The sequence below is a fragment of the Cohnella sp. CFH 77786 genome (genome assembly GCF_019400745.1).
Taxonomy (GTDB): Bacteria; Bacillota; Bacilli; order Paenibacillales; family Paenibacillaceae; genus Cohnella.
Map to the genome: position 1 here is coordinate 1 of NZ_WJIB01000014.1, position 22,178 is coordinate 22,178.

The following is a 22,178-nucleotide window of genomic DNA, read 5'->3' on the forward strand; positions in this document are numbered from 1 at the left end:
CGAGATCCGATCTGGTGGCAATGGCGGAGGGGTTCCACGCGTACCCATCCCGAACACGACCGTTAAGCCCTCCAGCGCCGATGGTACTTGGACCGCAGGGTCCTGGGAGAGTAGGACGCCGCCAGGCCGGACAGATTTTCCAAACAGGTCTCATGCGGACCTTATACATTCCCCGATAGCTCAGCTGGTAGAGCACACGACTGTTAATCGTGTTGTCACAGGTTCGAGTCCTGTTCGGGGAGCCATGCTCTCATAGCTCAGTAGGTAGAGTGCATCCATGGTAAGGATGAGGTCACCGGTTCGATCCCGGTTGAGAGCTCCAGTTTTCGGCCCGTTGGTCAAGGGGTTAAGACACCTCCCTTTCACGGAGGTAACAGGGGTTCGAATCCCCTACGGGTCACCAATCTTCATTCATATGCGATGCTTGGAGTATACTCCGCGTGCCGGTTGGAGACTCTAAAATCGCTTCCCGTGGAGGCTTAGCTCAGCTGGGAGAGCATCTGCCTTACAAGCAGAGGGTCGGGGGTTCGATCCCCTCAGCCTCCACCATTTTTCTTTCCGATCCCTTGATGATGGGGATTAGCCAAGCGGTAAGGCAACGGACTTTGACTCCGTCACTCCTAGGTTCGAATCCTAGATCCCCAGCCATTTTCGAGAGCCATTAGCTCAGTTGGTAGAGCACCTGACTTTTAATCAGGGTGTCGAAGGTTCGAGTCCTTCATGGCTCACCACCTTCCGCACCACTCACACATGCGCGTGTGGCGGAATTGGCAGACGCACCAGACTTAGGATCTGGCGGGCAACCGTGGGGGTTCAAGTCCCTCCACGCGCACCAAGCTACATAAAACGAAGACCTCTGAATGTTCGCACTCAGGGGTCTTTTTTTCTTCAGAAGATCGTAACAACTGCTGACGATTTCATGAAGGAACTTCAACGATTGGCGTAGACTTGCCGCCGGATCGCGGACTACGCCTCCGCCTACGGGTTACGAAAGGTGCAAGCGTTAATCCACGAAACGGGCCGCGAGAACGTCCGTACGACGCTGGATATCGGAAATTTCCTCTGCGTCGATGAAGAATCCACGGTTGGGGTTCGCAACAATCTTCCCTACGCCTCGATGGTGCACATCAAAGACTTCTACAGGCGCCCGTCATATCAGAACCCCGGAGAAGGGTGGTTCCGTTCCTCTGGGGGCCAATACTTGAGGGGAGCGGTAGCCGGACAAGGCGATATCGACATGGGCCAGGTTCTCCGCTTGATTCGGGAATCGGGATGTGACGGATAGGTGTCCCTCGAATTTGAGGGGGCCGAGGATTGCCGGCGGGGCACGAGGGTAGGACTGGAGAACCTCAAAAGACTGTGGGACGAAACGAATTAGGCGTTCGAACGCGTTTGAACGGGATGATCGGAGGGGAGACGCAAGCCGGTTCCTCCTCTAAACAAATTTTTCGCAAAAACCACTAAAAACCATTTGCATTTTGATTGGATCTTTGGTATATTACTTATTGTCGCCTTCGGGAATACGGTTTACAAACGCAGCGATTACAGTATGCGGAAATAGCTCAGTGGTAGAGCATCTCGTTGCCAACGAGAAGGTCGCGGGTTCGAATCCCGTTTTCCGCTCCATCTTGTGCGCCCTTAGCTCAGCTGGATAGAGCGTTAGACTACGAATCTAAAGGCCGGGAGTTCGAATCTCTCAGGGCGCGCCAATTCAGCACAGAACGCACAGGCAACGGGACGTAGCTCAGCTTGGTAGAGCACCTGGTTTGGGACCAGGGGGTCGCATGTTCGAATCGTGTCGTCCCGACCATTTCCCAACAACTCGTGCGGGTGTAGTTCAATGGTAGAACTCCAGCCTTCCAAGCTGGTAGCGTGGGTTCGATTCCCATCACCCGCTCCATACTTAATGAAATCCTCAATCCCTTGCGGCGCAAGGGATTTTGTTTTTTTCTACAGTCGAAGCGGAATCAATGTCAACAAGAATAATCGGCGGAAATCGGGGGAACGTATTCTGTGGCAACGACATTCCCATGTCCAAGGAGCGTGTCCCCGTGAAATTAGGCGCCCACGAAACGATCGAAATGCATGAGATCCTGATGGAGAAGATGAACACGATCAGCCATCTGAATTTGTACGCCAAAGAAGCGAGAAATCCGCAATTAAAGGAAATGGTCATGCGCCATCGTCAGGACGCCATCGCGTCTTACAATGAACTCGTCAATTACATGCAAGGCAATCAGGGACAGTTCCGTCCCATGGCCTTCGGAGCAGGTTGGCAGAGGATGGACAGCGGACAAGTCCGATATGGTCTCCGCAACCCGTCCCCTCAGGCTCCGGAATCGGATGCTTCGTTCGACGATAGGGAAATCGCGGCGGCCATGCTGATCTGCCACAAGAACGGCGCCCGGAACGCTACATGGGCATCTCTCGAATGCGCGGACCCGAACCTGCGCCGGATGATGATGAACAGCGCTGAGGCGTGCTCCCAGCATGCTTATGAAACATTCCTTTTCATGAACGGGCAAGGCATGTACCAGGTGCCCACGCTGCAGGAGGAGACGACCCGGAATTTCATGCAGAGCTACCAGCCTGCCAGCCAGAATATGATGATGCAGGCCGGAGCCGCGAGCGGCGCAATGGCAGCGTTCCAGCCAGCCGCTCCAACGACCGGGACGGCCTCGTTCACCGGGACGGCCTCGTTCACGCCTGGCGGCCAACCGGGCACGGTCGGTCATTCGGTCAACCAGCCGATCAGCAACCCTTATCAGGCTGGCTCCTTCCGCCAATAGAGGCAATCGAGCCGACGCGTGGCAACCCCCCCCTCCTGGATCCCGCCCCGGATACCAAGAGGGGTTTTCCGTTTGATCATTCGGAATAATAATTCTCGCGCCAATTCAATTCTGAATGAGCTTCGATAAAAACGACATTTTCTGCAGCAAGAGGATGACGAAGTCGTTTTTACTTGTCCGAATCCGTTAGAAGATCGACAAGAAACAACGTCCCGGATAAAAACGGATGGAGATTTTCAGGTATGAATGTAGTATCATAGCAAGAAGGGTATTATTGTGGGATCATCCTAAACTAGCATGACGACTGACCGCAATCGACATTGTGTGCCAGCAGTCGGAACTTCGAGGTGAAAGCAATGACGGAATTGGCTGCGACGGGTCGTTCGCCGTCCAACCACCTGCTTCGGCGCGACGTACGTTTCCTCGGCAACATTCTCGGGGAAGTGCTCGTCCATCAAGGCGGGCGTGAGCTTCTGGATCACGTGGAGAAAATCCGGGAAATGAGCAAGGCGCTTCGCGCCGAATATTTGCCCGAGCTGTATCAGGAATTCGTCCATACGGTTCGGACGATGGATCCGGTGATCCGGCATCAAGTGATCCGCGCGTTCGCGATTTATTTTCAACTCGTGAACATCGCGGAACAGAACCACCGCATCCGCCGCAAACGGGACTATGAGCGTTCCGCCGGCGAAGCTGTCCAACCGGGATCCATCGAGAGCGTCGTTCTGGAACTCAAGAACAAGAACATCCCCATCGAAGAAATCCGCGACATGTTGGAAGACATGTCCCTCGAGCTCGTGATGACGGCCCATCCGACGGAAGCCACGCGCCGGGCGGTGCTCGATATCCACAAACGGATCGCCAATGAAGTGATGGAGCTGGACAATCCGTCTCTCACTTACCGGGAGCGGGAGAAACTGAGGGACAAGCTGCTCAATGAAGTGCTCACCCTCTGGCAGACGGATGAGCTTCGCGAACGCAAGCCGACGGTGCTCGATGAAGTGCGCAACGGCATGTACTACTTCCACGAGACCTTGTTCGACGTGCTGCCGGACGTCTACGACGAGCTGGAGCGCTGTCTGGCCAAATACTATCCCGACGAGCCGTGGCACGCTCCGACCTATCTGCGCTTCGGCTCCTGGATCGGCGGAGACCGGGACGGCAATCCGTCGGTCACGGCCGCCATCACGTGGAAGACGCTGCAGATGCAGCGGAGCTTGGCCATCCGCAAGTACGACGAGGTGCTGCGTGTCCTGAATGCCCGGATGAGCTTCAGCACGACGATCGTGGAAGTGACGGACGAACTTCTCTCTTCGATCGAAGAAGACAGGTCGAACGTGGAACTGACCTCCGTGGAGCCTTGGACCAACGCTAAGGAACCGTACCGGGTCAAAATCTCATACATGCGGCAGAAGCTCGCGAACATGCGGGATGACGCCTTGGCCGGTACGGCTAAGCGATATCACCAGCCGTCCGAGCTGATCCGCGACCTGCAGCTGATCGAACGCAGCCTGAGACACCATTATGCCGATTACGTAGCCGATACGCTGATCAAGAAAATGATCCGGCAAGTGGAGCTGTTCGGCTTCCATCTGGCGAAGCTGGACGTCAGGCAGCACAGCAAAGAGCATGAGAACGCCATGACGGAAATGCTGGCCATCGCGGGCGTCGCCGAGAACTACGCGGCCCTGGATGAAGAGAAGAAAGTCGAGCTGCTTCATTCCCTGCTGGGCGAGCAGCGCCCCCTTGTCAATGAAATGGTGAAAATGTCCGATGCCACCCGGGAGATTCTCGACGTCTACCGGACGATTTACCGCGCCCAGCGGGAGATCGGGGAAGGCTGCACCGGCACGTACCTCATCAGCATGACGGAATCCGCAAGCGACATGCTTGAGGTCATGGTGTTCGCGAAGGAAGCCGGACTGTTCCGCCGCCGGGAAGACGGCACCGTCGAATCGTCGATCCAGGCGGTCCCGCTGTTCGAGACGATCGACGATCTCCATGCGGCACCGGCCATCATGCGCAAGCTGTTCGAGCTTCCGATTTACCGGCAGTGTCTCGCGAACGCGGGCAACCTGCACGAGGTCATGCTCGGCTACTCCGACAGCAACAAGGACGGCGGCATGGTGACGGCCAACTGGGAGCTGCGCATCGCCCTCAAGGAATTGACCCGTACGGCCAAGGAGTACGGCGTGAAGCTCAAGTTCTTCCATGGCCGCGGCGGCGCCCTCGGGCGCGGGGGGATGCCGCTGAACCGCAGCATTCTCGCCCAGCCGCCGCATACGATAGGCGGAGGCATCAAGATCACGGAGCAAGGCGAAGTGCTCTCTTCCCGTTATTCCATGAAGGGTATCGCCTACCGGAGTCTCGAGCAAGCGACCAGCGCGCTGCTGACCGGCGCTTACCTCTCCCGTCACGCGGGGCAGGAGGAAGCGGCCGAATCGCAATGGGAAGAGATCTTGAGGGAAATCTCGGAGAAGGCGCAGACGAAGTACCAGGACCTCATTTTCCGCGATCCGGATTTCATGACCTTCTTCAAGGAATCGACGCCGCTTCCGGAGATCGGCGAGCTGAACATCGGCTCCCGTCCGTCGAAGCGCAAGAACAGCGAGCGTTTCGAGGATTTGCGTGCCATTCCGTGGGTGTTCTCGTGGACGCAGAGCCGTTACCTGCTTCCGGCCTGGTATGCCGCGGGAACCTCGTTCCAAGCTTATGTTCAAGGGGACGAGGGGCGTTTAGCGACGCTTCGGATCATGTACCGGGATTATTCGTTCTTCCGGACGCTGATCGACAATCTGCAGATGGCGCTTGCCAAGGCGGATTTGAATATCGCCCGGGAATATGCCGGCATGATCAAGGACGAAACGGTGCGCAATCGCATATTCACCCTGATCGAAGAGGAATACGACCGTACGCGGGAGTTGATCCTGGCGATTACCGGCCAGGAGGACATCCTCGATAACGTACCGGTCATCCAGGAATCGATCCGCCTGCGCAATCCGTACGTGGATCCCCTGAGCTATCTCCAAGTGCAGCTGCTGAACGAGCTCCGCGGGCAGCGCGCCCAAGGGCAGGACGATACGGAGCTGCTCCGCGAAGTGCTCCTGACGATCAACGGGATCGCCGCAGGTCTTCGCAATACGGGCTGACGGTCCGACAACAACCGAACGTTGCGCGCATGGGAAGGCCCGGGTTGAACGATCCGGGCCTTTGCGATACGGAAAGCGAGCCGCATCATGAAAAGGAAAACGAATTTCGCCGCCGTCCTGCTGGTGCTGCTTGGCGCTGCCAGCTACGGCTTCATCTCCCCGATATTCAAAAGCGCCGAAGCGGACGGCTGGGACGGCTATGCCTTAACCTTCATGCAAGTTTCGACCGGCGCGCTTCTGCTGTGGCTTTTACTGCTCGTGCGCAGCCGATTCAAGCCGTCTCTGAAGATGAGCGGGAAAGTGCTGCTGCAGGTCGTCGTCATCGGCGCATGCGGATTATCCCTTACGACCATTCTGTATAACCGCTCCTTGTCCCATTTGGATGCGTCGATGGCGATCGTCTTGCTTTTTCAATATGCGTGGATTACCATTTTGCTAGAAAGCATCCGAGCCAAACGTTGGCCCTCCCGAGGAGAATGGCTGGCCGTATGCTTGATCTTCACGGGAACGATCCTGGCCGTGGGGCTGCTGGAAAAGGATCTCGGCCGCGTGAGCGCGGACGGACTGCTCTACGGCTTGCTGTCGGCGGTCTCGTACAGCTTGTTCTTTTTCCTGGCGGGTTTCCTCCCCGAGGCTCTGGAATCGTTCGCCAAATCGGCGGTCATGTCCGCCGCCTCTCTCGGACTCATTTTGCTCGTGCAGGGGACGGGCTCGTTCGACGGCTCAGGATCGATTCCGCTATGGGTATGGGGGCTGATGCTTGGCGCTTTCGGCACGGTGCTTCCTACGTTATGCTTCAATGCGGGGATACCGAAAATCGGCCCCGGGTTGGCCGCGCTGCTCGGTTCCCTGGAGCTGCCGGTGGCCGTTCTGGCCGCATACGCCATGCTGGGGGAGCCGTTGTCCGTGTGGCAGTGCGCCGGCATTGCACTGATCGTGGCGGGCATCATGGCGGCCCAGGAACGCCGTCCTGGATCGGCCGAATCTCGGCCGGGAAGTGAGGAATTACGTTGAAGCCATTGGATACGCGGCTCGCCAAGCTGGCCCGCAAGGGTGATCAGAGGGCGTTCGCGGAAATCGTTAGCTTATACAAGGACAAGCTGTACCATCTGGCATACCGGATGACCGGCAATCGCCAGGAGGCGGAGGACGTCGTACAGGATACGTTTCTACGGGTGTTCAAGAACCTGGAGCGCTACGACGAGAACCAGAAGTTCTCCACCTGGATCTATCGGATCGCCACGAATCAGTGCATTGACCGGCTGAGGAAGAGGCGAAACGTATACTCGCTCGATGCCGAATCTTCCGACCACGAAGGCTTGGACGGCTACGCGATGATGCCCAGCGACGAGCGGACGCCGGAGAGCGAGCTCATCCAGTCCGAAACCCAACGTCTGATCCATCAGGCGATCGAGACGCTGCCGGTCAAGTACAAATCGGTGATGGTCCTGCGTTATTTGCAGGATCTGTCGCTGCAGGAGATCTCCGAAGTGCTGGATATGCCGGTCACGACGATCAAAACCCGCGTGCACCGCGGCCGGGAATTCCTCCGAAAAAAATTGGAAAACAAATTGTAGCTCGTAGTCCGCGCATTTGTGAAACCATGGCGGGGGACGAAACGTATGGTATAGAAGCGATTCACAGCGACGCTTACCGATGTGGCGTCTGGACCTACAGAAAGGGATGGCAGAGATGGATTGCAAAGTTGCCGTCGCATGGATGCACGACTACTTGGATGGGGACCTCGACCGCCGGCAGGCGGAGAGCCTGAAACAGCATATGAACGAATGCGCCGAGTGCCGTCAGCGATTCGACGCGCTTGCCCGGACGGAAGCTCTCGTTAAGGCGATTCCGAGCAAGCAGGCGCCGGCCGGCCTCGAAGAACGCATCCTGGCTTCGCTGCCGAAGACGCGCCGGCCGGCCGGCTGGAGCGGCTGGGTGCGCCGCCATCCGGCGATGTCCGCCGCCGCGCTGTTCCTGGTCGTGATGCTGTCCAGCTTCGTCGCGATGTGGAATCAGGACCGGCAGCTGTCGGTTTCCGGACCCGACTTGGACAACGTCATTATCGAGGGCACGACCGTGATCGTGCCCGAAGGCCAGGAAGTGTCGGGCGATCTGACGGTCGCCAATGGAACCGCGGAAGTGCACGGGGACGTCAAAGGGGATCTGACGGTGATCGACGGCAACGTGACGCTCGCATCCACAGCCCATATCGCAGGCCATGTGCAGGAAATCGACCGCGTGTTCGACTGGGCCTGGTACAAAGTGAGATCTTGGTTCGGAACGCTGGCGTACGGTTCATGACCGATGGACCTCCCTGGGTCTTAGGGAGGTTTTTTTATTCAAACGACAGGATTTCGCCCTGGGAGTAGAGAAGTGATTCTAGATCAATCCTATGCGTAATCCGACAACTTTCAGCAGACATGATACAGCGCCGGGACGGGGGGTCGCGTCTTGGACTATTTTACCGGGCTAACATGGCAAAGTTCGATCAAAGACATAGCGGACATCCTGATCGTCAGTTACCTGATTTACCGGATGATTCTGCTCGTCAGAGGCACCCGCGCGGTGCAGCTGCTTAAAGGAATCTTATTGCTCGTCATCACATGGGCTCTCGCTACGTGGCTGAATCTTTTTACGTTGAAGTGGCTCATGAATCAAGTGTTCACGTTCGGGGTCGTGACCGTCCTCATCATCTTCCAGCCGGAGCTTCGCCGCGCGCTGGAACAGCTCGGCCGGGGCAAGCTGTTTACCCGGAATCCGGCGGAAGACCAGGACGTCAGCCACCGCATCAACGAAGTGATTAAGTCCGTGAATTATTTAGCCCGCCGAAAAATCGGGGCCTTAATCGTCTTCGAGCGCAGCACCGGCCTGAACGATTACATCGAATCCGGCATCACGATGGAATCCGCGCTCAGCTCGGAGCTGCTCATCAACGTGTTCACGCCCAATACTCCGTTGCATGACGGCGCCGTCATTTTGAGGGCCCATCAGATCATGGCAGCGGGGTGCTATTTGCCGCTGTCGGAAAATCCGTTCATCAGCAAGGAGCTCGGCACTCGCCATCGCGCCGGCATCGGCGTGAGCGAGGTCTCCGACGCCATCTCGGTCATCGTCTCCGAGGAGACGGGACAAGTCTCTCTTGCGATCAACGGGCAGATCGTCCGCGACATCAAAGAGGAGTCGCTCATTTCCAAGTTGTTCGAAGAGCTTCGCCCGCAACTTAGGAAAAACGGCGGCACCGAGTCCAAATGGAGCTGGAAGGCGCCATGGAAGCGGAAAGAGGGGGATCGCCGTGGATAGATGGTTGAACCACCCGACCGCGATCAAACTCATCTCTCTCGCCATCGGAATCATCATGTGGGCGGTCGTTCATTTCGATCCCGAATCCTCGCCGAACAGTGTGGCTTCCTTGATGGAAACCCGTAAAATAGAAGACGTGAAAATCGAGGCGTACGGACTCGATGAGCGCAATTACGTGCTCAAAGGACTTAACCCGCAGACGGTGAAGTTGACGGTTCGGGGTACCCGGAGCGATCTCTGGTCGGCGCGCAAGGAGGATTACCGGCTTCGCGCCGATCTTACAAGCGTCGGAGAAGGCGTGCATACGCTGTCGCTTCAGCTCGATTTGCCCCGCGGCGTCCAGCTCGTCGAAATGACTCCCGGTGCAGTCACGGTCACGGTGGAGGCGCTGCAAACCAAGGAGTTCGAGGTGACGATCCGGACACGCGGTTCCCCGGCGGAAGGCTATATCGCCGGAACGCCGATCGTGAAGCCGACGAACCGGGTTCACGTCACGCTGCCAGCCAATTCATTGGCGCAAGTGACCGAAGTAGGCGCCGTCATTCCCGTGGAAGGCGAGAAGAAAGCGATCAAGAACAAATCGGTGAAGCTGGCCGCATACGACGAAGACGGCAAAATCATCGAGGGGGCTTTCATCGATCCGGCCGTCGTGGAAGTGGAAGTGCCGATCACGAATCCGTTCAAGACGGTTCCGCTGCAGTTCGTGATGGTCGGGCGGATGCCGCCCGGGCTCAGCATCGGCACGTTCGAGCCCGACACGGAGCAAGTGACGGTGTACGGACCGAAGGAGGCGCTGAGCAAAATCGAGTTCGTCGAAGCGGACCTGCCGCTGGCGAACTTGACGAAGTCGGGGAAGGTGACGATCGCGCTGCCGGATATTCCGGGGATCACGGAAATCTCGCCGGCCCAAGTCGTCGTGAACGTCGAGGTCGTGCTGTCGGACACCCGCCCGCTCGAAGGTCTGCCCATCAATTGGAAAGGGCTCGGGGAAGGGATGTCTGTTAAAATCGTAGAGCCGGCAACGGGTAAAGCGGATATCGTCGTCAAAGGGTCGCCGTCCCGGCTGGGCAAGCTGCAGCCCGGCGACGTAACCGTCGATGCGGATCTGAGCGGCAAAGGACCCGGAACGTATACGGTTCCGCTGATCGTCAACTCGCCGCGTTTTATCGAGCAGTCGGGCGGAACGAGCACGGCGACGGTCGAGATCGCGGCGGACGTTCCCGCGAGCGCGAATCCGGACGGCCCGGTTTCAAGCGGCAATCCAAGCGAGCGTCCGGTGCAGGAGAACGCCGAAAACGCGGGAGCGGGCAATCCCTGACGAGGCAGCTGGGCAGAACAGAATGAAGGGGCAAGGGTGAAGATGGGTAAATATTTCGGTACGGACGGGGTTCGCGGGGTGGCCAACCGCGAATTGACTCCTGAATTGGCTTATCGGATCGGCCGCTGCGGCGGCGTTGTACTGACGGGACGTTCCAAGCGCCCCAAAGTAGTGATCGGACGCGATACCCGGATTTCCGGGGCGATGCTGGAAAGCGCGCTCGTGGCCGGGCTGCTGTCGATCGGCGCGGACGTAGTCCGTCTAGGCGTCGTCTCGACGCCTGCGGTCGCATATTTGACGAGAAAGCTGCACGCGGATGCGGGCGTCATGATTTCGGCCTCTCACAATCCGGTGGAGGATAACGGCATTAAATTTTTCGGAGGCGACGGCTTTAAGCTGCTCGACGAAACCGAAGCGGAAATCGAACGGTTGATGGATGCGGCTGTGGACGAGCTCCCTCGGCCCACTGGAGACGGCGTCGGTACGGTCACGACGGATGAGTCCGCGAAGGAGCTGTATTTGGAGTTCCTGCGGACGACCGTTGGCAGTCGCTTCGACGGGTTGAAGATCGTGCTGGATTGCGCGCATGGGGCCGCTTATGAGCTGGCGCCGGCGATTTTCCGCGCGTTGGGCGCCGAGGTGATTGCGTACGGAGCGGAGCCGAACGGGCTGAATATTAACGACGGCGCCGGGTCTACGCATCCGGAGATGCTGGCCGCCAAGGTGCTGGAGCATGGCGCCGACTTGGGACTCGCTTTCGACGGAGACGCCGACCGTCTTATCGCGATCGACGAGAACGGGCAGGAGACGGACGGGGATTACATCCTCTGCATCTGCGGCGACGCGATGAAGCGGGCAGGCAAGCTGAAGCACGACACCGTGGTGACGACGGTCATGGCGAACATCGGCTTCTTCCAGGCGGCCAAGGCGCTTGGACTGGCGACGGCCCAGACGGCCGTGGGCGACCGCTATGTCATGGAAGAGATGGTGCGCGGCGGATTCAATCTCGGCGGGGAGCAGTCGGGGCATGTCATTTTCCTCGATTACAACACGACCGGAGACGGCATTCTGACGGGTCTCCAATTGGTCGACACGATCGTTGCCTCGGGCAAGAAGCTGAGCGAGCTGAAGTCGGTCATGCGGAAATACCCTCAAACGCTGGTAAACGTCAGGGTGAAGGATAAATCCCAGTATCCCGGCAACCAAGCCATTCAGGCAGCCGTATCGGCCGCGCAGGAGGCGCTCGGGGACGAAGGCAGGGTACTGGTTCGCCCCTCGGGTACGGAAGCGCTTATCCGAGTTATGGCGGAGGGACCGGACATCGGGGTCATCGAACGCCATGTGGAAACGATCGCGGACGTGATCCGCAAGGAACTGGCCTGATACAAGCCATGACACCGAAAAAGACGTCTTCGCCGGTTTACGAAAGCCGGGAAGACGTCTTTTGTTTACAAAGCGCCGGATTCCCGGACGATGTTGTAGGCCCTTTCGTAGTCCTCTTCCTCCACGATTGCCGTCAACAGGACATCTCGTCCCGACACGCGGTTCTCGAGCCCCCCGGAGCTGTAACCGCTCGCGCTCACGCTGGCGGCGCTCAGAATGCCCGCGGAACGGTTCTCGAACTCGCCGTTCAGCGTCAGTTCTCCGAGGCTGTCGAAGTGGCTTCGGATCGGATTCGTCATGACGTCAATGCCGTCTCCGGGCATTCCGTCAAACCGTTCGATTCTCGAGTCGACAAGCCTAAGCTGCTTCAATTGCTCCAATGCTTTGTGGGCTTGGTCGGGCGTATTGAAATAGGCGAGTATGGATCTCTCCGTCATCGGATACCCTCCGTTTCGTCTGCTGCTCCTATATCGTGGGCGGATTCCGCGTGAAGTATGCAATTTGCTTGTGCGGAGCGTCGGATCGGGTCGCCGGATGGTGGCGGAGGCATGTCATTTCCTGGGCAATGATGGCGTACGGTTGCAAAAGCGGCACAAAACGAATATGATGGGGAATAGACTTCGGAAGGAAAGAGAGGGCAGCGCGGATTCTTAAGCAACAACAAGCGCCAGAACTTGACCGGTCATGACACGGATGCAAGGCGATGACGGCAAGTTGACGAGGTGGAGGCGTTCGGATTTTTCGGCGGGGACCTCCCGGTTTCGCATCGAAGCCGACAAACCGGAAGACAAAACGCAGCGGGTGACCGTGCGTACAATATTCCGGTAAGATGCATCATAACGAATGACATGGAAATGGGATGTCCGGCGGGCCGGAACCGGCGCGGGCGGACACATCCTTTGTTTGTGGTTGGGATCGTATGTCGTAAGCCGTACGTTATCCGAATCACCTTGATAAAAACGACATTCACGGTTCACGAGACGATCGAGTCGTTTTTACTTGATGGATGAGGTTGTGACGCTTAGGCAGCTGGGTTTCGGTGGCCCGAACGGACAGGGAAACCGAAACGGAGGGTCTTATTCAACATGTGCGGAATCGTAGGATATATCGGCAACCGGGAATCGCAGCCGATTTTGCTGGAAGGTCTCAAGAAACTCGAATATCGCGGGTACGACTCGGCAGGGATTGCCGTATTCACGGAGCAAGGGCTTGAAATCACGAAGACGGTCGGACGTTTGGCGAACCTGGAAGGACGTCTCTCCGGCGATCCGTTGCGCGGAACGGTCGGCATCGGGCACACCCGGTGGGCGACGCACGGCAAGCCGTCCGACGTCAACTCCCATCCGCATACGGACAACACGCTCAAATTCTCGGTCGTGCACAACGGAATCATCGAGAACTATTTGGAATTGAAAGAAGAACTGATGCACAAGGGGCATCGTTTTCTTTCCGAAACGGACACAGAAGTCATATCGCACCTCATCGCGGTGGAATACGAAGGGGACATCGTCAAGGCGGTTCAACGCGCGGTCAGCAAAATGCGCGGTGCATTCGCACTTGGCGTCCTGACCGAATACGAGCCGGATAAGCTTGTCGCCGTTCGCTACGCCAGCCCTCTCATCATCGGGGTCGGCGAAGGCGAGAAATACATCGCGTCGGACATTCCGGCGATCCTGGAGCATACGCGCGATATCTATATCTTGAACGACGGCGAGATGGCCGTTCTAACCCGCGATTCGGTTCAATTGATGACGATCGAGGGCAACCTGATCTCCAAAGAAATGTTCCACGTCGATTGGGATTTGATGACGGCGGAAAAAGGCGGCTTCGACCACTTCATGCTCAAGGAGATCCACGAGCAGCCGAAAGCGTACCGGGACACGATGCGCGGACGGATGAGCGAAGACGGCCGTTCCGTCGTGCTGCCGGAGCTGAAAATGACGCCGGACATGCTTCGCGGGTTCAAACGCGTTCACATCGTGGCTTGCGGAACCGCGATGCATGCCGGGCTCGTTGGCAAAACGGTGATCGAGCAGCTGGCCCGCGTCCCCGTCGAGACCGACGTGGCTTCGGAATACCGTTACCGGTCGCCGATCATCACCCCGGACACGCTGGTCATCGTGGTCAGCCAATCCGGCGAAACGGCCGACACGCTCGCGGCATTGCGTGAAGCGCAGCGTTGCGGCGCGCGCGTGCTGGCAATCACGAATGTCGTTGGCAGCTCGGTCGCCCGCGAAGCCGACGACGTCATCATCACGCTGGCCGGGCCGGAAATCGCGGTCGCTTCGACCAAGGCGTACACGTCGCAGCTCATTGCGTTCTATCTCTTCGGACTGTATTGGGCGCAGGCGAACGGCACGAAGAACGAAGCGGAAATCGCGCACATTCTCGCGGCGATGGAGTCGCTGCCGGAGCAGGTCGAGAAAATCCTCGCCCAGGCAGAAGTGTTGAAAGGCGTTGCCGAGTCGATCTCCCGCCACAGCAGCCTGTTCTTCATCGGACGCGGCATCGATTATGCCGTCGCGCTGGAAGGATCGCTCAAGCTGAAGGAGATCTCGTACATCCACTCCGAAGCTTATGCGGCCGGAGAGCTCAAACACGGTACGCTTGCGCTCATCGAAGAAGGCGTCCCGGTCATCGCCCTGATGACGCAGGAAGAGCTGTACGAGAAAATGCTTAGCAACATTAAAGAAACGAAAGCGCGCGGAGCCCACGTTTTGGGCATCATCAACGAAGGCTCCGAAGGAGAGACCGCGAAGTCGGTCGACCGCCAATTCGCGATCCCCCGCACGCTGCCGATCCTGACGCCGGCGCTGTCGGTCGTTCCGCTGCAGCTGCTCTCGTACTATGCTTCGCTCGCGCTCGGTCACGACGTCGACAAGCCTCGCAACCTGGCGAAGAGCGTGACGGTGGAGTAAGGATCTAGTTTAATCAGCTGCGCTTGATTGATTTCAATAAAGTGTTGTTCTGAACAATAAGGTTTTGTTCTGAGCAGAATCAGTACAATAAAGTATTGTTTTTAATAACATTACTAACAAAGAAGGCAACCAGGAAATTTTCTGGTTGCCTTTTTTCAAGGAAGGTGAATGTATGGCGAATACAATCGGCCAGAAATTAAAGAAAATCAGGCAAGCTAAAAGTATGACCCAAGTTGAGTTTTCTTCAAGCCTAGGTATCTCTCAGGGGCGTTTGAGTGAAATTGAAAAGGATATTACTAAGCCTTCTGCAGACACCCTCATCGCTCTTCGTAAAAAATTTGATGTCGACCTTAATTGGCTTTTAGGGGATTGACCCTTGAAATCCTTTTTATACATAGAGCAGAAATAAGTAAGCTAACGGATTACGATAACACTATCACAACACCCTGCCGGCATGATCCGGCAGGCTGTTCCGCTAAACATTCCTGTTAAGTGTCCATTGCACCTCAGTTGTCAGTGTGGGAACCGTTTTAAGGGAGTAATGAAAAAGACCGTGTTTCGTTGCTCGTTAGCAGCGAAATACGGTCTTTTCTGCATGGGAGGCTTATCCCGGTATAACCTCTCCTGGACAACCGATTCAAAAACACGGATGAACCCATGATAAATTATCTTCGTCTAAACTTGGAGCTTTTTCTTTCGATCAACGTGGGTTCCATCATGATATTTACCAAACTGGAGGGCACCTCTTGATGGATACGGTTCAGGAGTATTTCAAAACTAGTCTTGACCATTTCCCCAATCGGTTGATGAATGCTTGAAATCTCCATAATTTTCGAGAGATACGTATCGTCGAAACCAATGATGCTCACGTCTTCGGGAACCCGAATTTGTCTTTGCTGCGCGGCTCTCATGAACTCAAGGGCCATGATGTCGTTTTCCGCGAAAAGACATGTAAATTCAAGCTTTTCCGACTTATCCAGATACTTTTCGATATATCTGCGAATCATAAAGCTATTATTGGAGGATTCAACCAGCAGGAAGTTGTTGGAGTCAAACGTAAAGCCGTTTTCTTGCAAAACGCTTTCCAAACCATAAAATTTTTCGTCGTCCCGTATCGATCCAATGTATCCAAATGTCTTGTGTCCTGAATGAATGAAGCTTTCGCCGGCCAATTGGCCTGCTTGAAAATGATTGATTCCGACACTGTCGAGCATTTTTCTATTATTGGTTAATACAACGGCGGGGATTTCCAATTTTGATATCCTTTCCAGGTTAAAATCGCTTGAAGGCACGATGATGATGCCATCCACCTGCCGGGAAACAAAGTTTTGGATGTTCTCCCATTCCGTCACCGGATTGTATTTGGAGTTGTGAAACAGAATATTGAACCCGTTCTTCCTTGCTTCAAGCTCCAGCGAATCAATGATCTCCACGAAATAAGGATTGTTGATCTCCCTTATGCTAATCCCAATGATGTTCGTACTGCTTCTTTTCAACGTTTGAGCGGCTTTATTGGGAACATAGCCAAACTCTTCAACCACTTTCATAACGGCTTTGACGATTTCTTCGCTGACTCCTTTATGGCCATTAAGGACCCGGGATACGGTTGGTTGGGAGACTTTCGCCTTTTTGGCTATTTCCTTCATAGTCAATTTTGCCATCGGGATGAGCTCCTTTCAGAGTTACTATATCACAAAAGCAGGGACAGTAAGATATTCTGAATACAAATAGTAATATTCATGAATATTTATTTATTTTATAGAAATCGTATTCCCAAATCCTGAATGAATTAACCCTAGAAAGATAGTGTTATTTTAATTTTATAACCTCCAATCTTGTGTTGACATCCAATTAATCAAGGTGATATGCTTTCGCTGTAAGTTCTTCCAGTTTTGTAATACGAATTCACAGATATTCATCAGGATGGAAAGGGAGAGAAGTTTTTGTCTATGTCTACTGTGAAAGTTGAGAATCACCGTCCTAAGTTTCATTTTTCTCCTCCGGCGGATTGGATGAATGACCCGAACGGGCTGGTTTATTTTAAGGAGGAATATCATCTTTTCTACCAGTACTCTCCGAACGGAACGGACGTTGGAGGTATGCATTGGGGACATGCGGTAAGCAGGGATCTGATGACATGGGAACACCTCCCCATAGCGCTTGCCCCCGATGAGAAGGGAATGATTTTTTCAGGCAGCGCCGTGGTGGATTGGAACGACACAACGGGGTTTTTCGGCGGAAAGCCTGGACTTGTCGCTATTTTTACTTACCATGATCATTCCGGATTGACGCAAAAGCAAAGCCAAAGTATTGCATATAGCAAGGATTGCGGAAGGACCTGGATCAAATACGAAGGGAATCCGGTTATCACTTCCGATCAATATGTCGATTTTCGGGATCCGAAGGTTTTCTGGCATGAAGAAACGAAGCGATGGGTGATGGTTCTCGCTTGCGGCCAAACGGTTTGCCTTTACCATTCGCCCAATTTAAAAGAATGGACCCTTGGCAGCGAATTCGGTGAAGGAATCGGTTCCCATGACGGCGTCTGGGAATGTCCGGATTTGTTCGCGTTACCCGTAGACGGGGATAGAACGAACTTGAAATGGGTCTTGCTTGTAAGCATTGGAGCCGAGCCTGCATTCCCGGAAGGTTCAAGAACCCAGTACTTTACCGGGCATTTCGACGGGCGTGCCTTCGTGCCGGATGAAGCTTCCCAAACCGTTCGTTGGCTTGATTATGGCAGGGATAATTATGCAGGCGTAAGCTGGTCGGACATCCCGGAAGAAGACGGACGGCGAATCTATATCGGCTGGATGAGCAATTGGAAATATGCGAATAAGACACCAACCGAAGGTTGGAGAGGCGCCATGACCATTCCAAGAGAACTTACACTGGAATCAAGGAATGGCGAAGCCGTATTGATTCAACGTCCTGTGTTGGAACTGGAAAGGATCAGAACTCCTCTTCTAGTGGCGGAAGGGGAAGCTGTAAATGAGCTGAATTTGTTATTGAAGTACCAACAACTGGAAACGTACGAGATCGTAGCCGAATTTGTACTTGCTCAGGGCATTGACTCCCTTGGGTTTAAACTAAGAACCTCGGAACAGGAAGAAACAGTGGCCGGATATTCCGTGAAGGATTCTGCAGTATTCGTCGACCGTTCTCGTTCGGGAGTCGTTGATTTTCATGAGCATTTCGCCGGCATACATCAAGCGATCTTGCCGCCCGATTTGCAGTGTCTACAGTTGCGTCTTCTTGTCGATCGCTCATCCGTGGAGGTATTTGCGAACGACGGTCTTGCCGTGATTACAGATTTGATTTTCCCGTCTCCATCCTCATTAGGATTATCTCTTTTTTGCAATGGGAAGAACGAGTTACCCTATAAAGTGAAAATTTACCAACTGTAGTTGTTCTGGTTCAATAGCTACCTCAGCGGCCTCGGACCTTGTCCGGGGCCTTCCGTTTTGGTTTCGTCAGATCAGGCACCCGAAAAATTGCAACCTTTTTCGAAATCTCGATCCTTAAACGGACAGTGAAACTTCACTAAAATAGAGTCATAGAAAGGGCTTACACGTAACAGCAGAGAAGCCTGATGGAGGTGAAGCCGGATGTCGACGGAAGCGGGATACGAGGTGCCCCTGCAGAAGCAACTGACCCACAACAAAGCGTCGTTCACTCGGCTGCTCCGCAAATTGTACGCACAGCGTTATTTGCAAGTAATGGCCCTGGTCGGCGTCGCGTGGATGATCGTCTTCAACTACATTCCGATGTACGGGATCATCATCGCGTTCAAAAACTTCAACATCATCAAGCCGATCTCGGAAGCGCCCTGGGCAGGTCTAACGCACTTCAAGGACTTCCTGAACGACGACAACATCGGCTACGTCATCAAAAATACGATCGGTATGAGCGTGCTCAAGCTCATCATCGGTTTCCCGTTGCCGATCCTGTTCGCGATATTCTTAAACGAGCTTCGCCCGATCCGCTTCAAAAAATCGGTGCAGACGATCTCGTACCTGCCGCACTTCCTGTCCTGGGTCATCCTCGGCGGCATCCTCGCCACTTGGCTTGCGGATATCGGAATCGTCAACAAGCTGCTGCTGTGGCTGAACGTGATCGACGAACCGATCACCTACCTGGCGGAGCCGAAGTATTTCTGGACGATCGTCATCGCCTCGGACATCTGGAAGGAACTCGGCTGGTCCGCCATCATCTACCTGGCCGCCATCTCCAGCATCTCGCCCGAGCTGTATGAAGCGTCGACGATCGACGGTGCGGGACGATTCCAGAAGATGTTCTACATCACACTGCCCTCGATTCAAGGCACGATCGCTATCCTCTTCATTCTGGCGGTCAGCGGCGTGATGAACTCGAATTTCGACCAGATTTTCATCATGAGCAATCAATTGAATGAGAGCGCAAGCAGCGTCGTGGATACCTACGTCTACAAAATGGGCCTTCAGCTCGGACGCCATTCCTACGCGACTGCGGTCGGCCTGCTGAAATCGGTCATCGCGCTTCTGCTCCTGCTGACCGCCAACTATATTACGAAAAAGCTGAACGACACTTCCCTGTTCTGACGAAGGCGGTGAATCCCATGTTCAAGTTGCAACGCAGATCGCCCGGCGAAGCGCTGTTCGACTACGTGAACGTCATCCTTATGCTTGCGGTCTGCGCCATTACGATTTATCCGATCTGGTACGTGCTGATCAATTCCTTGAACGAAGGACAGGACGCGATGCGCGGCGGCATCTACTGGTTGCCCCGCAAGTGGTCGCTCAGTAACTATGAAGCGGTGTTCGCAAACAGCGGCATCATGACCGCGATGTGGATTACGGTAGCCAAGACTATCGTCGGCACCGTCCTGCATGTGTTCTTCACCGCGATGGTCGCCTACGCCTTCTCGCGAAGAGAGCTGATCGGGCGGCAGATCTACATGACGATCGGCACGATCACGCTGTTTTTCAGCGGCGGCCTGATTCCATACTACCTTTTGATTCGCGATATGCATCTGCTCGACACCTTCTGGGTCTACGTTATCCCGGCGCTGTTCAGCTTCTTCGACCTGATCATCTTCCTCGCCTTCTTCCGGGACCTCCCGGCGGGGCTGGAGGAAGCGGCGAAGATTGACGGTGCCGACGATTTCAAAATCTTTTATCGGGTGATTATTCCGATCTCCATGCCGGTTGTGGCGACGATCGCGTTGTTCCACGGCGTTTATCAATGGAACGACTACTTCTCGGGCGTTATTTTCATCAACAAAAACACCGAACTGCAGCCGATCCAAACCTATCTGTACCGGATCGTCGCGCAGGCAAGCTCGAACCAGATCGCCGCTCAGGCGTCCGGCGGCATAACCAAGACCGTCACCTCGCAGTCGATCAAGCTCGCGACGATGGTCGTTACCACGCTACCGATCGTATTCGTCTATCCGTTCCTGCAGAAATACTTCGTCAAAGGCTTTATGATCGGCTCGATCAAGGGCTGACCGTCACCGGTTGCAAGCTTTGCCGGGAGGGAGGGGCCAACCCAAGCGGCAAGTTCCAACATACTCACGATCATACGAAAAGGGGCAATGTCAAATGAGAATCAACGTACGCGGCGTACTTACGCTCGTCATGGTAGCGGCCATGTCGGCAACGATGATCGCATGCTCGTCTTCGGGCAATAATGAAGCGGCAAGCAGCACGCAGCCGGCAGCCACAACCGCAGCGTCCGAAGCGCCGAAGGCAAGCGCGGACCAGCCGGGCTGGAAGGCGGACACAAAACCGATCACGTTCGACTGGTACTTGAACTTCTCCTGGTTCCCGAACAAATGGGGCGTAGACGCCACCTCTCAATACATCACCAAAAAAACCGGCGTAAACATCAACTTCATCGTGCCGGCCGGCAACGAGAACGAAAAGCTGAACACGATGATCGCATCGGGCTCGCTGCCTGACTTCATCACGCTGGGCCCGTGGGAAGACGCGGTCAAGAAGATGATCGAAGGCGAAATGGTTTTGCCGCTGAACAAGCTGGCGGAGCAATATGATCCGTACTTCTTCAAGGTCGCCGACCCTGCCAAGATCTCTTGGTATACACAGCCGGACGGCAACTTCTACGGCTATCCGAACGCCTCCTCCTCGCCGAAGGACTACCAGAAGTTCGGCGAAAAACAGGCGTCGAACCAGACGTTCCTGGTCCGCAAGGATATGTACGAAGCGCTCGGAAAGCCGGATATGCGCACGCAGGAAGGCTTCCTGAATGCGCTTAAGGCGGCGAAGGAGAAGTTCCCGGACGTGAACGGCCAGCCGCTGATTCCGCTCGGTCTGCATGAATTCACCGATACGGGCAACTACTCGCTCGAGTCATATTTGCAGAACTTCCTGGCGATCCCGCAGGAGAAGGACGGCAAGCTCTACGATCGCCGTACGGATCCCGAATACATCAGTTGGCTGAAGACATTCCGCAAGGCGAACGAGATGGGATTACTGGCGAAGGATATCTTCATCGACAAGCGTCCGCAGATGGAAGAGAAGATCGCACAGGGCCGTTACTTCGCGATGCTGTACCAGCGCACCGACATGGAGCCGCAGCAGAACGCGCTGTTCGCGAAGGATCCGAATTCGATTTACGTCGCGGTCGACGGACCGGCGAATTCGAAGCAAGACAAGCCGACGCTTGCCGGACCGGGTATCTCAGGCTGGACGATCACGCTGATCTCCAAGGACGTGAAGGATAAGGAAAGAGCGATCAAGTTCATGAGCTACATGCTGAGCGAAGAGGGCCAGAAGGACTTCTACCTCGGCGAAAAGGGCGTCTCCTACGACACGATCGACGGCAAAGACCAGTTCAAGCCGGAAGTGCTGGATTTGCTGAACAAAGACCGTTCCGCATTCGACAAGAAGTACGGCTCCGCCTTCACGTTCTGGATGCTGATGGACACGAACATGAACCTTCAATGGGCGCCGCCTGCCGTAGAGCCGTTGAAGTCGCTGGCAGACTGGACGCGCGGCAAGACCGTCAGCTTCTCGCAGTTCGACAACCTCAATCCGGCGGGCTCGTCCGAGGAAGGAATCGCGGTGCAGAAGATCGCTCAAGACTGGGGCAAGGTGCTTCCGAAAATGATTCTCGCGAAGTCGGATGCCGAGTTCGACGAAATTTTCCAGAAGCACCTGAAGGACCGCGACGCGGCCGGCCAGGCCAAGATTGACAACTACCGGCAAAAAGCGTACGAGGAAAATGTGAAGAAGCTCTCCGAGTTTATGAAATAAGCCCATCACGAGTAGAAACGAGCAGCCATTCCCGATAGTAAGCCGTCCTTCCTCCCAAAGGC

16 protein-coding genes, 11 tRNA genes, 1 rRNA gene and 1 pseudogene are annotated in these 22,178 nt (G+C 55.3%); 27 read left to right on the plus strand and 2 right to left on the minus strand.

Features of this window, described 5'->3' with window-relative positions:
• Nucleotides 1–10: 10 nt before the first annotated feature.
• The 21 genes and pseudogenes from rrf (at nucleotide 11) to glmM (ending at nucleotide 11,942) form a co-directional block, all read left to right on the plus strand.
• Nucleotides 11–127, plus strand: a 5S ribosomal RNA gene (gene rrf, locus GE107_RS19400).
• 42 nt (nucleotides 128–169) lie between these two features.
• Nucleotides 170–245, plus strand: a tRNA-Asn gene (locus GE107_RS19405).
• Between the two features lies 1 nt (nucleotide 246).
• Nucleotides 247–322 (plus strand) — tRNA-Thr (locus GE107_RS19410).
• 6 nt (nucleotides 323–328) lie between these two features.
• Nucleotides 329–403 (plus strand) — tRNA-Glu (locus tag GE107_RS19415).
• Between the two features lie 70 nt (nucleotides 404–473).
• Nucleotides 474–549, plus strand: a tRNA-Val gene (locus GE107_RS19420).
• A 24-nt stretch (nucleotides 550–573) separates the two neighbouring features.
• Nucleotides 574–648, plus strand: a tRNA-Gln gene (locus GE107_RS19425).
• A 7-nt stretch (nucleotides 649–655) separates the two neighbouring features.
• Nucleotides 656–731: transfer RNA gene (locus GE107_RS19430), tRNA-Lys, on the plus strand.
• 21 nt (nucleotides 732–752) lie between these two features.
• Nucleotides 753–835 (plus strand) — tRNA-Leu (locus tag GE107_RS19435).
• Nucleotides 836–949: 114 nt separating this feature from the next.
• Nucleotides 950–1,378, plus strand: a pseudogene (locus GE107_RS19440) (sugar phosphate isomerase/epimerase family protein); the annotation flags it as partial.
• A gap of 173 nt (nucleotides 1,379–1,551) precedes the next feature.
• A tRNA-Gly gene (locus tag GE107_RS19445) sits at nucleotides 1,552–1,626 on the plus strand.
• 6 nt (nucleotides 1,627–1,632) lie between these two features.
• Nucleotides 1,633–1,709: transfer RNA gene (locus tag GE107_RS19450), tRNA-Arg, on the plus strand.
• Nucleotides 1,710–1,733: 24 nt separating this feature from the next.
• Nucleotides 1,734–1,810: transfer RNA gene (locus GE107_RS19455), tRNA-Pro, on the plus strand.
• 16 nt (nucleotides 1,811–1,826) lie between these two features.
• A tRNA-Gly gene (locus tag GE107_RS19460) sits at nucleotides 1,827–1,900 on the plus strand.
• A 151-nt stretch (nucleotides 1,901–2,051) separates the two neighbouring features.
• Complete coding sequence (locus GE107_RS19465) at nucleotides 2,052–2,789, plus strand: spore coat protein (protein ID WP_219641668.1); 738 nt, start codon at nucleotides 2,052–2,054, stop codon at nucleotides 2,787–2,789.
• A gap of 356 nt (nucleotides 2,790–3,145) precedes the next feature.
• Nucleotides 3,146–5,938 carry a phosphoenolpyruvate carboxylase gene (gene ppc / locus GE107_RS19470; RefSeq protein WP_219641669.1) on the plus strand — a complete coding sequence of 931 codons (2,793 nt, stop codon included), beginning with the start codon at nucleotides 3,146–3,148 and terminating at the stop codon, nucleotides 5,936–5,938.
• An 87-nt stretch (nucleotides 5,939–6,025) separates the two neighbouring features.
• On the plus strand, nucleotides 6,026–6,952 hold the full coding sequence (locus GE107_RS19475) for a DMT family transporter (RefSeq protein WP_219641670.1): 927 nt from the start codon (nucleotides 6,026–6,028) through the stop codon (nucleotides 6,950–6,952).
• On the plus strand, nucleotides 6,949–7,515 hold the full coding sequence (sigW, locus tag GE107_RS19480; RefSeq protein WP_219641671.1) for an RNA polymerase sigma factor SigW: 567 nt from the start codon (nucleotides 6,949–6,951) through the stop codon (nucleotides 7,513–7,515). The genes GE107_RS19475 and sigW overlap by 4 nt, the downstream gene beginning before the upstream one ends.
• A gap of 115 nt (nucleotides 7,516–7,630) precedes the next feature.
• The gene (locus GE107_RS19485; RefSeq protein ID WP_219641672.1) at nucleotides 7,631–8,242 is read left to right on the plus strand and encodes a zf-HC2 domain-containing protein; all 612 of its coding nucleotides are present in this window, start codon (nucleotides 7,631–7,633) and stop codon (nucleotides 8,240–8,242) included.
• 150 nt (nucleotides 8,243–8,392) lie between these two features.
• Nucleotides 8,393–9,241, plus strand: a complete 849-nt coding sequence (gene cdaA, locus GE107_RS19490; RefSeq protein ID WP_219641673.1) for a diadenylate cyclase CdaA — start codon at nucleotides 8,393–8,395, stop codon at nucleotides 9,239–9,241.
• A complete protein-coding gene (locus tag GE107_RS19495) occupies nucleotides 9,234–10,559 on the plus strand; it encodes a CdaR family protein (protein ID WP_219641674.1) in 1,326 nt (441 codons plus the stop codon). The genes cdaA and GE107_RS19495 overlap by 8 nt, the downstream gene beginning before the upstream one ends.
• Nucleotides 10,560–10,601: 42 nt before the next feature.
• Nucleotides 10,602–11,942 carry a phosphoglucosamine mutase gene (gene glmM, locus GE107_RS19500; RefSeq protein ID WP_219641675.1) on the plus strand — a complete coding sequence of 447 codons (1,341 nt, stop codon included), beginning with the start codon at nucleotides 10,602–10,604 and terminating at the stop codon, nucleotides 11,940–11,942.
• Nucleotides 11,943–12,007: 65 nt separating this feature from the next.
• Here the strand turns inward: glmM and GE107_RS19505 are convergent, their stop codons facing one another.
• Complete coding sequence (locus tag GE107_RS19505; RefSeq protein ID WP_219641676.1) at nucleotides 12,008–12,379, minus strand: hypothetical protein; 372 nt, start codon at nucleotides 12,377–12,379, stop codon at nucleotides 12,008–12,010.
• Between the two features lie 648 nt (nucleotides 12,380–13,027).
• On the opposite strand from GE107_RS19505, the gene glmS reads away from it, so the two are divergent.
• Both glmS and GE107_RS19515 read left to right on the plus strand, forming a co-directional pair.
• Nucleotides 13,028–14,860: a glutamine--fructose-6-phosphate transaminase (isomerizing) gene (gene glmS / locus GE107_RS19510; RefSeq protein ID WP_219641677.1), complete on the plus strand. Its 1,833-nt coding sequence runs from the start codon at nucleotides 13,028–13,030 to the stop codon at nucleotides 14,858–14,860.
• 172 nt (nucleotides 14,861–15,032) lie between these two features.
• Nucleotides 15,033–15,233 (plus strand): helix-turn-helix domain-containing protein, encoded by a 201-nt coding sequence (locus GE107_RS19515; protein ID WP_219641678.1) that lies wholly within the window; start codon nucleotides 15,033–15,035, stop codon nucleotides 15,231–15,233.
• 292 nt (nucleotides 15,234–15,525) lie between these two features.
• Here GE107_RS19515 and GE107_RS19520 read toward each other — a convergent pair whose 3' ends face one another.
• Complete coding sequence (locus tag GE107_RS19520; protein WP_219641679.1) at nucleotides 15,526–16,521, minus strand: LacI family DNA-binding transcriptional regulator; 996 nt, start codon at nucleotides 16,519–16,521, stop codon at nucleotides 15,526–15,528.
• A 288-nt stretch (nucleotides 16,522–16,809) separates the two neighbouring features.
• Here GE107_RS19520 and GE107_RS19525 point away from each other — a divergent pair, with 288 nt between their 5' ends.
• The 4 genes from GE107_RS19525 (at nucleotide 16,810) to GE107_RS19540 (ending at nucleotide 22,116) form a co-directional block, all read left to right on the plus strand.
• Nucleotides 16,810–18,267 (plus strand): glycoside hydrolase family 32 protein, encoded by a 1,458-nt coding sequence (locus GE107_RS19525; protein WP_219641680.1) that lies wholly within the window; start codon nucleotides 16,810–16,812, stop codon nucleotides 18,265–18,267.
• Nucleotides 18,268–18,468: 201 nt separating this feature from the next.
• On the plus strand, nucleotides 18,469–19,440 hold the full coding sequence (locus GE107_RS19530; protein ID WP_219641681.1) for an ABC transporter permease: 972 nt from the start codon (nucleotides 18,469–18,471) through the stop codon (nucleotides 19,438–19,440).
• A 17-nt stretch (nucleotides 19,441–19,457) separates the two neighbouring features.
• Nucleotides 19,458–20,348, plus strand: coding sequence for a carbohydrate ABC transporter permease (locus GE107_RS19535; protein ID WP_219641682.1), 891 nt, complete (start codon nucleotides 19,458–19,460; stop codon nucleotides 20,346–20,348).
• A 94-nt stretch (nucleotides 20,349–20,442) separates the two neighbouring features.
• On the plus strand, nucleotides 20,443–22,116 hold the full coding sequence (locus GE107_RS19540) for an extracellular solute-binding protein (RefSeq protein WP_219641683.1): 1,674 nt from the start codon (nucleotides 20,443–20,445) through the stop codon (nucleotides 22,114–22,116).
• The last annotated feature ends 62 nt before the right edge of the window (nucleotides 22,117–22,178 follow it).

What these genes read in the sequence shown, in the direction of transcription:
- ppc (WP_219641669.1), top strand. Translation starts at nt 3,146, where the DNA reads ATGACGGAATTGGCTGCGACGGGTCGTTCGCCGTCCAACCACCTGCTT.
- GE107_RS19475 (WP_219641670.1), top strand. Translation starts at nt 6,026, where the DNA reads ATGAAAAGGAAAACGAATTTCGCCGCCGTCCTGCTGGTGCTGCTTGGC.
- GE107_RS19485 (WP_219641672.1), top strand. Translation starts at nt 7,631, where the DNA reads ATGGATTGCAAAGTTGCCGTCGCATGGATGCACGACTACTTGGATGGG.
- glmM (WP_219641675.1), top strand. Translation starts at nt 10,602, where the DNA reads ATGGGTAAATATTTCGGTACGGACGGGGTTCGCGGGGTGGCCAACCGC.
- GE107_RS19505 (WP_219641676.1), bottom strand. Translation starts at nt 12,379, where the DNA reads ATGACGGAGAGATCCATACTCGCCTATTTCAATACGCCCGACCAAGCC.
- glmS (WP_219641677.1), top strand. Translation starts at nt 13,028, where the DNA reads ATGTGCGGAATCGTAGGATATATCGGCAACCGGGAATCGCAGCCGATT.
- GE107_RS19515 (WP_219641678.1), top strand. Translation starts at nt 15,033, where the DNA reads ATGGCGAATACAATCGGCCAGAAATTAAAGAAAATCAGGCAAGCTAAA.
- GE107_RS19520 (WP_219641679.1), bottom strand. Translation starts at nt 16,521, where the DNA reads ATGGCAAAATTGACTATGAAGGAAATAGCCAAAAAGGCGAAAGTCTCC.
- GE107_RS19525 (WP_219641680.1), top strand. Translation starts at nt 16,810, where the DNA reads ATGTCTACTGTGAAAGTTGAGAATCACCGTCCTAAGTTTCATTTTTCT.
- GE107_RS19530 (WP_219641681.1), top strand. Translation starts at nt 18,469, where the DNA reads ATGTCGACGGAAGCGGGATACGAGGTGCCCCTGCAGAAGCAACTGACC.
- GE107_RS19535 (WP_219641682.1), top strand. Translation starts at nt 19,458, where the DNA reads ATGTTCAAGTTGCAACGCAGATCGCCCGGCGAAGCGCTGTTCGACTAC.
- GE107_RS19540 (WP_219641683.1), top strand. Translation starts at nt 20,443, where the DNA reads ATGAGAATCAACGTACGCGGCGTACTTACGCTCGTCATGGTAGCGGCC.